General features: G+C 60.8%; 9 protein-coding genes and 1 pseudogene. All 10 read right to left on the minus strand.

The window, feature by feature from the left end; translation table 11 throughout:
* Positions 1–73: 73 nt before the first annotated feature.
* Positions 74–340, minus strand: a pseudogene (locus K5Q19_RS06670) (TrbG/VirB9 family P-type conjugative transfer protein); the annotation flags it as partial.
* Positions 341–555: 215 nt separating this feature from the next.
* Positions 556–1,239 carry a conjugal transfer protein TrbF gene (trbF, locus tag K5Q19_RS06675; RefSeq protein WP_273304251.1) on the minus strand — a complete coding sequence of 228 codons (684 nt, stop codon included), beginning with the start codon at positions 1,237–1,239 and terminating at the stop codon, positions 556–558.
* Positions 1,240–1,241: 2 nt separating this feature from the next.
* Complete coding sequence (trbL, locus tag K5Q19_RS06680; RefSeq protein ID WP_181266954.1) at positions 1,242–2,558, minus strand: P-type conjugative transfer protein TrbL; 1,317 nt, start codon at positions 2,556–2,558, stop codon at positions 1,242–1,244.
* A gap of 2 nt (positions 2,559–2,560) precedes the next feature.
* Positions 2,561–3,340: a P-type conjugative transfer protein TrbJ gene (gene trbJ / locus K5Q19_RS06685; RefSeq protein WP_181266953.1), complete on the minus strand. Its 780-nt coding sequence runs from the start codon at positions 3,338–3,340 to the stop codon at positions 2,561–2,563.
* Between the two features lie 37 nt (positions 3,341–3,377).
* The gene (gene trbE / locus K5Q19_RS06690; protein WP_273304254.1) at positions 3,378–5,807 is read right to left on the minus strand and encodes a conjugal transfer protein TrbE; all 2,430 of its coding nucleotides are present in this window, start codon (positions 5,805–5,807) and stop codon (positions 3,378–3,380) included.
* Between the two features lie 5 nt (positions 5,808–5,812).
* Positions 5,813–6,088, minus strand: coding sequence for a VirB3 family type IV secretion system protein (locus K5Q19_RS06695; protein ID WP_181266951.1), 276 nt, complete (start codon positions 6,086–6,088; stop codon positions 5,813–5,815).
* The gene (locus tag K5Q19_RS06700) at positions 6,088–6,411 is read right to left on the minus strand and encodes a TrbC/VirB2 family protein (RefSeq protein ID WP_181266950.1); all 324 of its coding nucleotides are present in this window, start codon (positions 6,409–6,411) and stop codon (positions 6,088–6,090) included. The genes K5Q19_RS06695 and K5Q19_RS06700 overlap by 1 nt, the downstream gene beginning before the upstream one ends.
* Complete coding sequence (gene trbB, locus K5Q19_RS06705; RefSeq protein ID WP_273304257.1) at positions 6,408–7,391, minus strand: P-type conjugative transfer ATPase TrbB; 984 nt, start codon at positions 7,389–7,391, stop codon at positions 6,408–6,410. Before trbB ends, K5Q19_RS06700 begins: the two co-directional genes overlap by 4 nt.
* A gap of 260 nt (positions 7,392–7,651) precedes the next feature.
* Positions 7,652–8,041: a CopG family transcriptional regulator gene (locus K5Q19_RS06710; protein WP_273304259.1), complete on the minus strand. Its 390-nt coding sequence runs from the start codon at positions 8,039–8,041 to the stop codon at positions 7,652–7,654.
* Positions 8,038–10,023 carry a conjugal transfer protein TraG gene (locus K5Q19_RS06715; RefSeq protein WP_181266947.1) on the minus strand — a complete coding sequence of 662 codons (1,986 nt, stop codon included), beginning with the start codon at positions 10,021–10,023 and terminating at the stop codon, positions 8,038–8,040. The genes K5Q19_RS06710 and K5Q19_RS06715 overlap by 4 nt, the downstream gene beginning before the upstream one ends.
* Between the last annotated feature and the right edge of the window lie 674 nt (positions 10,024–10,697).

Below are 10,697 nucleotides of genomic sequence, written 5' to 3' on the forward strand. Positions count from 1 at the left end.
TTACACCCAAGGCCGCCTGACCATGCAGCCCGGTGACCACACCCCAAATTACACCTCATTGACGGACGTGACCCGTAGGTTTGACCAGGATATGCACTTGCTGGGCAGCTCCCGTCCCGCTGATTGTGTTTCCGATCATCCATCGGGCCGTGTCGCCTGCTGCCACCGGGCCAGGGCCAACCAGCTTTTCACCGATCTGGAGCGCGATATCGGTGACTTGGCCAGGCTTTGTATAGATCTGGTACAATGAGCCTTCGACAAATGGGTACCGCTGGATGGCATTGGCAAAGCTGCCCTGGTCAGGTTCGATACGAGCGGCAAGGTTCGCAGCTCCCACTCTCTCGACCGGAGCCAGAACGCCTGGCATCCGCCGGGCGGTGGTGATCGTTGCGGGCAGCACGCGCCAAGGATCGGAGGCGATCTGTAAATGGTCATGGTCCAAAGGGGCCTGATAGGTGGCCGACACCGGCAGGATGGGCTGAGCCGGTGAGAAGCCGGATGCCGGGAGGAGCCAAGCCAGCACAGTGGCCGCGCTTAGCGGGCAGGTGAGAAATGTCATGATCCGAGCTCCTTCGACCAGTTGATCGCATTGACCAGGATACCGAGGGGATTCTTGCGCAACTGTTCGGGCTGCCTAGGCGGTTGAATGACGACCGTCATGATCGCGCTCCAACGGCTGGTGTCGGAGAGGCTCCCTGCGCGGTAGGTGCGTTCTATCCATGCAACGCGGAAGCTTGAGGGCGAGGCGCGGATAACGCTGGTGATCTCGACGGCAGTCTGCTCCTTGCCGACACGCTGGAACGGGTCCTCATTCCGCGCATGTTCGTTCAGCGCAAGGGCGCCTTGATCGGTGACGAAATCATAGGCGCGCAGCCAATTCTGACGAACGACAACCGCATCTTCCGGGAGGCTGCGCACCTGTTCTATGAACCTGGCCAGATGGAACGCGATCTGCGGATCCGATGGAGTGTAGTCACGATCGGCCTTTGCCACCACCTGGGCATCGCCCAGCTTGTCGATCTGGACGACCCAGGGAACTATCGCTCCTTGTGATGACTGCCAGACCAGGCCTCCGGCGAGCAGGGCTGATAGACCCAATGCACCTAAACAGGCATAGCGCCAGTTGCGCGCCTGGACGCGTGACGACCCTATGCGTTCATCCCAGAGCTGGAAGGCGCTCTGGTAGGGCGTTTGCGGTTCTGGCGTCTTGCCGTAGCGGATCGATGATCGTTTGAACATGGTCAGTCCCTTTGCGTGAGATCGATCGAGGCCCCCAGTCCTCCACTATCTCCCGATCGCAGCGCGTGGGCAGCCACGCTGGAACCATGCGCTAGGCTCTGTCGCAGGCGCATCGACTTTGCCCATGAAGGCATGTTGGAGGAGGATGGGGAAGAATTTTGCGCAACGCCGTTCGATGGAGACTTGATGGTGCCACCTGCATTGATGATGGCGGCACGCCCTCCATCGCGGAAAGAAGAGCGCAATGCCTTCCCCATGTTGCGCAAGGGGGACACCGCAGTTCCGAAGGCAGCTTCACCAACGGCGGTCAGTCCGGCGCGAACTGCCTGGCTGCCTTCGCGGCCTGCAGAGCCCATGGCATAAGCTGTCAGTGCTCCTCCAGAAGCCTTGGAGGCGGTTTGCGCAGTTGCAGTCACCAGCGATGCAGTTGTCCCTGTAGCCAGTCGCGCCGCGCCCAATCCGAGCGATGCACCTCCTGTCGCGAGCATTGCCGTTCCTGCTGCTGCGCCTGCGCCAAGCTGCGGTCCGCCCGCCACTATGCCATTGGCTACACCAGGGCCGAAGATGCCGAGCGCCATCAGTGTCAGGCTGGCGAGCACTATTGCGAGAGCATCATCAATCGTCGGCTCTTGAGGGATAGCATCTGCAAACTGCGCGAACAGCGTCGATCCAATCCCCACAATGACTGCGAGCACGAGAACCTTGATGCCGCTGGACACGACATTCCCGAGAACGCGCTCGGCCATGAAGGCTGTTTTTCCGAACAGTCCGAACGGGATCAGCACGAAGCCTGCAAGCGTTGTCAGCTTGAACTCTATGAGGGTCACGAAGAGCTGGATCGACAGGATGAAGAAGGCAGCAACGACCAGGGCCCAGGCAGCCAGCAGAATGACAATTTGAAGGAAGTTCTCGAAGAAGCTGACAAAGCCGAGCAGATCGGCAATGGCATCGAGCATGGGCCGAGCTGCTTCAAGCCCGACCTCAGCGACCCTGCCCGGCGCGAGAAGCTCGCTTGCATCCAAACCGGTGCCGCTTGCCTTCAGGCCCAGGCCCGCAAAGCTCTGCAACACGATTTGCGCCAGCGTACCCCAATTGCCGATGACATAGGCAAATGTCCCGATGAACAGTGTCTTCTTGATCAAGCGGGCGAGCACGTCGTCAGTTTCGCCCCACGCCCAGAACAGTGCGGCCAGCGTGACGTCGATCACGATCAGGGTCGTCGCGATGAAGGACACTTCTCCTGCCACGAGCCCGAAGCCGGAATCGATGTATCGGGTAAAGACCTCGAGAAACCTGTCTACAACCCCGGTCCCGCCCATGCTCAGCGCTCCTTCGGTTGAACAGGAGCTGCTGCCTGATTTGGCGTCGCGGCGTTCAGAAAGCGACGCAGTTGCTCTCGCGCCTGAGCCTTGGCCGCGGCGGCGTTGGCAGCATCGAGGGTCTGGGCACGCGCCATTGCGGCAAAAGTGGCAATGAGGTCGGACAGCTGTTGCGCCTGAAGAGCCAGAAGCTGGTTGCCAGCCTGTGCGGCCTGCAGTGCTCCGGTTGAGGATTGGCTCGCGGAAACCAGAACATCGATCGCTTGCCTCGATCCCTCGATATTGGTGGCGGCACCGGCCTGAACCCTCAGTGCATCTTCAAAGGCTGCGACAGACGCCTGCCAGCGCTGATGTGCACGCGACATCATCTGGCGCTGGCTGGCACTCAGGTCGATGTCGCGATAGGTCCGCCCGAAATCTCGTTCGATGGCCTGCACGTCAAGCGCAATACCCCTGGCTTTCGCCAGCAGCTGCTGTGTCTGGCGCATCTGTTGTTGCAACGGCTCCAGCACACTCAAGGGAAGCGGTTCAAGATTGCGCGCTTCATTGAGGAGCTGTGCTGCCTGGTTCTGCAGCATGCGGATCTGGTTGTTGATCTGTTCGAGCGTTCGGGCCGCAGTGAGAACATTTTGCGCATAGTTGGAGGGGTCATAGACAATTCCGCCAAGGCCGAATTGAGCCTGGACCGGTTCGGCCCAGTTGAGGACAGCCACAGTGACCGTGAGCAAGAGGCTGTGCGCAATATGCCGAGAGCAGGCGGATCGGTCATGTGCAGCAGGCATGTTCAGGTCTCCACAAGGCAGGACAGCGAAACATCGGTCAGAGAGCGGAAGTCATCTTGGGAGCGAGGAGGTCTGCAGCCCAGCCAAGTCCGAGGTGCATCAACCAGCGCTGGCCGAAATCATGCGGGCCATGCTCTGCGACAATCTGGGTTATCGCGCGTTGATCCGCCTTGGAGGACGCGGCGCAAAAGGCGAGCGCGACTTCATTCAGCCCGAGATCGAACAAGCGGTTGCCTTGTGCAGACTGACAGTAATAGTCTCGCTTGGGTACGGCCTGGGAAATGATCTCGATTTGCCGGTCGTTGAGACCGAAGCGACGATAGACGCTCATGATCTGGGGCTCTGCAGCCCGCTCGTTTGGCAGGAAGATGCGGGTCGGACAGCTTTCCACGATCGCCGGCGCGATGCCGGATGTCTCGATATCGGCGAGGCTCTGGGTCGCGAACAGCACGCTGGCATTCTTCTTGCGCAGTGTCTTGAGCCATTCGCGCAGTCGTGCCGAGAATTCAGGGGTATCGAGCACGAGCCAGCCCTCATCAATGAGGATAAGGGTGGGCGAGCCATCGAGCCGTGCTTCGATCCGGTGAAAGAGATACAAAAGGACGGCAGCGGCGGCAGCCGAGTTGATCAGGCCCTCGGTTTCGAATGTGCGGAAACGACTTTCCCCGAGATGCTCGCATTCTCCGTCGAGCAGATGGCCATAGGCTCCGCCGACACAGAAGGGCAGGAGCGCCTGCTTGAGTTTGGCAGATTGGAGGAGAACGGTGAGTCCTGTCAGGGTTCGCTCCTGAGGGGGAGCGGAACTCAGCGATGTGAGGGCGGACCAGAGCTGCTCCTTGTCCGAGGCGTCGACCGCGACGCCCAGGCCGGAAAGGACCGCTATCAGCCATTCGCTGGCCCAGGTGCGTTCGCCTTGCTCGTCGATATGTGCCAAGGGATGCAACTGGATGTCTGGGTGCGCCGATGCGTCACCAGAGTCGAGAATCTGCCAGTCACCGCCGCACCCCAGGGTGGCAGCCCGCATCGAGCCGCCGAAATCGAATGCGAACACCTGCGCATCGGCATAGCGGCGGAACTGGAGGGCCATCAGGGCCAGCAGTACCGACTTGCCCGCACCTGTGGGCCCGACCACAAGACAATGTCCGACATCCCCCACGTGCAGCGATAGCCGAAAGGGTGTCGATCCTTGCGTTCGCGCATAGAGCAGTGCTGGCGCGCCGAGATGCTGGTCGCATGCCGGACCAGCCCAGATGGCGGCTGCGGGCACGATATGCGCCAGGTTCATGGTAGTTATCGGCGGCTGGCGCACGTTTGCGTACAGGTGTCCAGGAAGCGAGCCAAGCCACGCCTCCACTGCATTGGCGCCTTCCGTTACCATGGTGAAGTCGCGGCCCTGGACGATCTTCTCAACCTGCCGCAGCTTCTCCGCCGCGAGGGCAGGGTCTTCGTCCCAGACCGTCAAGGTGGCTGTGACATACGCCATGCCGTGGAGGTCGGCGCCAAGCTCCTGGAGAGCCAGATCAGCATCGTCGGCCTTGTTTGCAGCATCACTGTCGAGCAGGACCGAAGCCTCGTTGGTCATGACCTCCTTGAGCATGGCAGCGAGTGATTTGCGCTTGGCAAACCATTGCCGCCGTATCTTGCCCAGAATCCGCGCCGCATCGATCTTGTCGAGCATGATCGCGCGGGTCATCCAGCGATACTCGAATGCTAGCGTGTTGAGCTCTTCCAGCATTCCGGGGAATGTGGCGCTTGGAAACCCGTTGATGGTGGCAGTGCGCAAATATGCCTTGCCCAACCTCGGCTCGAGTCCCCCGGAAAGCGGCATGTCTGCCAGCAGCCCATCGAGATGCATGGGTATCTCAGGAACAGCAACGCTTTGCCGTCGGGTCGAGATGCAGCTATGCAGATAGCTCAGGGTTTCCTTGTCGTCCAACCAGGCCGCTTCGGGGAACATGGCTTCCAGCAGATTGAGCAATCGACTGGTTTGGTCTGTGAACAATGCCAGCATCTGCCGGGGATCGATCCCGGCCCTGGCCCGGCCTTCATAGAGCCAGCCTTCGAGCCGTGCAGCCTCCTCGGCGGGAGGCATCCAGACGAAGGTCAGAAAATAGCGACTCTCGAAATGCGCGCCATGTTCGGCAAACTGGGCTGCGCGCTCTTCATCCACGAGGGCAGATACCGGATCGGGGAAGGTTCGAGGGGGATAGTCCTGCGCCGGGCTGCGTGCAGCTTCGACAAAGACGGCCCAGGATGATCCCAGGCGACGGAAGGCATTGTTGATTCTCGCTGCTGCCACGCCAAGTTCCGACGGCGTTGCGCTGTCGAGATCCGGTCCCCTGAATCTCGCCGATCTCTGGAAACTGCCATCCTTGTTGAGCACAACTCCCGGTGCAATCAGAGCTGCCCAGGGCAGGAAGTCGGCGAGCCTGTCGGCGTTGTTGCGATATTCGCGCAGAGACATCATGACTGTCAGACCCTGAAATAGCCCGGCAGACGCAGATGCCGCCGTGTGACTTCGACAAATTGGGGATCGTGCCGCGCAGCCCAGACTGACGCCGAATGGCCCAGAATGAGGAGCACGACACCTGCAAGCCAGAGCCGCAGGCCCAGCCCGATCGCACTGGCCAGTGTCGCATTGGCGATGGCGAGGCTACGTGGTGCCCCTCCCAGAAGGATGGGTTCGCTGAGCGCTCGGTGGACAGCTGCAGCAAGCGGAGCAGTTATCAAAGGCTCGCGATCGGCCATCAGATCAGCGCCCCGCCGCCAAACGAGAAAAAGGACAGGAAGAAGGAGGAGGCAGCAAAGGCGATCGACAAGCCAAAGACGATCTGGATCATGCGTCGGGCTCCGCCCGAAGTATCGCCAAAGGCCAGCGCAAGGCCTGTTGCAATGATGATCATGACAGCGATGATCTTGGCGACCGGTCCCTGGATCGATTCCAGAATGGCCTGGAGCGGAGCTTCCCAGGGCATAGAAGAGCCAGCAGCCTGGACCGGGAGGATGATCAGAGCGGCACTGGCTCCCATCGCCAGAACGGCATGCAGATGGCGTCTTTTCACAACAGTCATCGTCCTTCTCCTTGCGGTGTGTCGATCAGCGAGCAGAGCTGGTATTCGCCCGATGCATCGAGCCCTTGAACCTGTACGAGCTCGGTCAGCTTGCGGCCCTGATGGTCGCGCGTCAGCACTGCGATGATGTCGATGGTCTCTGCGATAAGCGCTCTGGGCACTGTCACGACGGCTTCCTGGATCAGTTGTTCGAGCCGCCGCAAAGTGCCGGAGGCGGATCCTGCGTGGATGGTGCCAACGCCGCCCGGATGGCCTGTTCCCCAGGCCTTGATGAGGTCGAGGGCTTCAGCACCGCGCACTTCTCCGATCGGAATGCGATCCGGCCTCAGTCGCAGGGCCGAACGCACGAGATCAGCCAGTGTTGCGATGCCCGCGCGGGTGCGCAACGCAACGAGATTGGGGGCATCGCACTGAAGCTCGCGCGTGTCTTCGATGAGGACTACCCGGTGCTGCGTCTCGGCAATCTCGGCAAGCAGCGCATTGACGAGGGTGGTTTTGCCGGATGACGTGCCGCCCGCCACCAGGATATTGGCGCGCTGCCGGACGCCGGTCGCCAGGACGGATGCTGCCCTCGCGGACATGATCCCGGACCGAACATAGTCCTCGAGGCTGAAGATCTGCGATGCCGGTTTGCGGATGGCGAAGCTCGGCGCTGTCACGAGCGGGGGCAGCAGCCCTTCGAACCGCTCGCCGGTGACAGGCAGTTCGGTCGACAGGCGAGGTGCATCGAAATGGATTTGCTCGCTGGCATGATGGGCAAGCAGGCGAATGATGCGTTCGCCGGTCTGTGCGCTCATCGTGACGCCCGAGTCCTTCAACCCGCCTGCATAACTGTCGGTCCACAGACGGCCATCGGGATTGAGCATGATTTCCACGATCCGAGGATCATCGAGCCAGACTGCAATGTGCGGACCGAGCGCTGTGCGAAGCATGCGCGCGCCGCGCTCGTTGCTTGCCGAGAGAAGAGGAATGACGTTCATCTGCGCCTCTGAGTGTGCGGCCGGGTGCCGCATGGATGTCCGAGGCAGACTAAGAAGACATGCTGGCGATGTTCGGCAACAGCATTTTCATCACAGCGTAGCGCAGCGAATATTCGGAAAGAAACGGCTCAGGCCGTGGTGGCGCTTCCTCCTGGATGGAGTGAGGATACCAGCATGTGACGATAGGTAGCGACCGCGAGTCGCCCGTGGCACGGCGGTCGGTTTGCCGAGCCCCAACCATGCGACAGGATGGTTGCCGATCAGGATCCAGGCGAAAGCCGCTGGTCGGTTTCCATCCGCCGAGCCAGGGCAGCGACGAAAGCCGAGAACCTCTTCTTGGCCTGCGCCTGTGCTGCCGGCAGTTCATCAGCTGCAAGCGCTGGATTCTGGGTAAGCCAGGTCAGCACGAACAGGGCAAGCGCCTCATTGCCAACCTCGACGTGATAGCCGAGCTTGTCGAGCTGCTTTGTCATCCTGTCGAGCCTGCGAGCAAAGGCTGCTTCCAGTCGCTCTGGGCCATCCGGGGACAAAAAGGCAACCAAGGCCGCTTCGACGACGGCGGCTTGCGAGACACGCTTGCGAGCAGCGAAATCGGTAAGCCGGTCGGCAAGCTCGGGGCGTAGCCGAAAGGTATGGCGTGTGCGTTTCATAGCGGCATCCCGTCTGTCGGGTCGAGCGTGACCTGTCGCGCAGTCTGTGCCTTCAACTCGATCCTACGTTGCCGTGCGGCTGCCTGACGGGCAGGCGGTTCCGTTCTGTCCGAATAATCGAACTCGTCTGGCGGCGGTTGGACCTTGGGCTCGACCGGATGCTCGAGAGGGAGCGTCAGCTGATGTCCGCCTTCGTCTTCCATGATTGCGGGCGGTGTTTGCGGCGGGGCCATGATGTTGGTCTCCTGGGCAGGCTTTGGCCGAGGCCAATCATTGGGATGGGAGGTGTTGACCTGTGCAGCTTCGGTGCTTGGAGGGGGCAGGATGCGCTCGCTCAGCCGCCTGTCACGATAGTATTTCACCTTTTTCGCCCGCACCGGATGAACGCCCGCCAGCATGATGATCTCCTCGTCATCGGGCAGCTGCATGATTTCGCCAGGGGTCAGAAGCGGTCTGGCCGTATCGGTCCGGGAGACCATCAGATGTCCGAGCCAGGGCGCGAGCCTGTGACCGGCATAATTTTTCATGGTCCGCAATTCGGTCGCGGTTCCCAGCGAGTCCGAAATACGCTTGGCCGTCCGCTCGTCATTGGTCGCGAAGCACACCCGGACATGGCAGTTGTCGAGAATCGCGTTGTTCTGGCCATAGGCCTTCTCGATCTGATTGAGCGACTGGGCTATCAGAAAAGCCTTGAGCCCGTAGCCAGCCATGAATGCGAGGGCGCTTTCGAAAAAGTCGAGTCGACCTAGCGCTGGGAATTCATCGAGCATCAACAACAGGCGATGCTTTGTGTGCGCTGTCTCGAGCTCCTCCGTCAGGCGCCTGCCGATCTGATTGAGGATCAGACGAATGAGCGGTTTGGTGCGGCTGATGTCTGAAGGGGGGACCACGAGATACAGCGTCGATGGTCGTCGGCCCGCGACGAGATCGGCAATATGCCAGTCGCATTGCCGGGTCACCCTGGCAATGACCGGATCACGATACAAACCCAAGAATGACATCGCCGTGGACAGAACGCCAGACCGCTCGTTTTCCGACTTGTTCAACAGCTCACGCGCCGCGCTGGCAATAACGGGGTGAACACCGGCGTCGCCCAGGTGCCGGGTCACCATCATGACCGTCAGTGTTGCATGGAAGGTACGACTGGGATCGGACAGGAATGCAGCGACGCCGGCCAGGGTCTTGTCGTGCTCGGCATAAAGTACATGCAGGATTGTGCCGACGAGCAGCGCGTGGCTCGTCTTTTCCCAATGGTTGCGGCGCTCGAGCGAGCCTTCCGGGTCCACGAGTACATCGGCGATGTTCTGGACATCCCTGACTTCGGTGATGCCTCTGCGCACTTCGAGCAACGGATTGAAAGCGGCAGATGCCGGGTTGGTCGGGTCGAACAGCAGTACTCTTCCGAATTTCGAGCGGAAGCCCGCGGTCAGGTTCCAGTTTTCGCCCTTGATATCGTGGACGATCGCCGATTCAGGCCATGTCAGCAGTGTCGGCACCACCAGGCCAACCCCCTTGCCGCTGCGGGTGGGTGCAAAGCACAGGACATGTTCCGGGCCGTCATGGCGGAGATATTGTTTGTGCCAGCGCCCGAGTACCGTGCCCTGATCGTCCAGAAGATGCGCAGCGCCGATTTCGGACGCTCCCGCCCAGCGCGCAGAGCCGTAAGTGTCGAGCTTTTTCAGGTCTCTCGCGCGCCAAAGCGACAGGCCGATCGCGACGGCTACCGAAGCCAGTCCGCTGCCAGCTGCCATCATGCCTGCGGTATCAAAGATGTCCGGCGCATACGCGTCAAAGCTGAACCACCACCAAAACAGGGCATAAGGTGGGTAGATGGGCCAGCCGAAGATCTGGCCAAGGGGGGTGCCGAGTTCGGGCTGGTAGGCCAGTGCTGCAGCCGTCCACTGGGTGGCAGCCCAGACACCCAGAAGCACGGTTGCGGCTACGGAGATTATGGCCCCCCACAGAACACGGCTTCCGGACATGGCAGCACTCCTCACCTCAAACATCATCGCAGACACTGGGCCGGATCAAGGGGGACGGAAGAACAGGGGAATCATGGCGTGCAAACGGCGGGCTCAAGACCGCCCGAGGCTTTTGCAGCTGGTTTCAAGCTCAAGAACGGGCCGGTGTTGCCGCCAGAGGCCCTTCATTTCAGCATCGAAGCGTTTTTCCATCGTCTGGGTGAGGAACCGCCGGAGCGGGGCCATGAACTTGATCGCTGTTGTGCCACACGCTGTCGGTAGGTACGGGCACTCCAGTGCAAAAGCGGTTCGCGCCCGGGCCTTAGGCATCTTCCGACCTGGATGGGCCGCGCATGCTGCTCGCTTGCATGGTTGGGGCTGGAAATTCCCCAAACACTGGAGGCGGTGCAAATCTTGCGATGACTTGTGGCTCTGATCGGGTACGTTCTCGTTGTTACTGAGTTGTGGAGAAGCTTGCTCTGGCATCCCTGGGCAGAGCAACAAGCTGCTATCTTGACCAGGGCAACAGACGGCTTCAACACCTCTATTGCCCGGACTGACATGTTCGTCAGCGCCGGGGGGACCGTGCAAGGGGGGCAAGTTCTGCTAGCCTTGCCCCTGGTCACGTCCGTCAATGAGGTGTAATTTGGGGTGTGGTCACCGGGCTGCATGGTCAGGCGGCCTTGGGTGTAATC

This window comes from Novosphingobium sp. (assembly GCF_019748365.1).
Taxonomy (GTDB): Bacteria; Pseudomonadota; Alphaproteobacteria; order Sphingomonadales; family Sphingomonadaceae; genus Novosphingobium.

Excerpts from the sequence above, each read along its gene's own strand:
- trbF (WP_273304251.1), bottom strand. The coding sequence starts at position 1,239 with ATGTTCAAACGATCATCGATCCGCTACGGCAAGACGCCAGAACCGCAA.
- trbL (WP_181266954.1), bottom strand. The coding sequence starts at position 2,558 with ATGGGCGGGACCGGGGTTGTAGACAGGTTTCTCGAGGTCTTTACCCGA.
- trbJ (WP_181266953.1), bottom strand. The coding sequence starts at position 3,340 with ATGCCTGCTGCACATGACCGATCCGCCTGCTCTCGGCATATTGCGCAC.
- trbE (WP_273304254.1), bottom strand. The coding sequence starts at position 5,807 with ATGATGTCTCTGCGCGAATATCGCAACAACGCCGACAGGCTCGCCGAC.
- K5Q19_RS06695 (WP_181266951.1), bottom strand. The coding sequence starts at position 6,088 with ATGGCCGATCGCGAGCCTTTGATAACTGCTCCGCTTGCTGCAGCTGTC.
- K5Q19_RS06700 (WP_181266950.1), bottom strand. The coding sequence starts at position 6,411 with ATGACTGTTGTGAAAAGACGCCATCTGCATGCCGTTCTGGCGATGGGA.
- trbB (WP_273304257.1), bottom strand. The coding sequence starts at position 7,391 with ATGAACGTCATTCCTCTTCTCTCGGCAAGCAACGAGCGCGGCGCGCGC.
- K5Q19_RS06710 (WP_273304259.1), bottom strand. The coding sequence starts at position 8,041 with ATGAAACGCACACGCCATACCTTTCGGCTACGCCCCGAGCTTGCCGAC.
- K5Q19_RS06715 (WP_181266947.1), bottom strand. The coding sequence starts at position 10,023 with ATGTCCGGAAGCCGTGTTCTGTGGGGGGCCATAATCTCCGTAGCCGCA.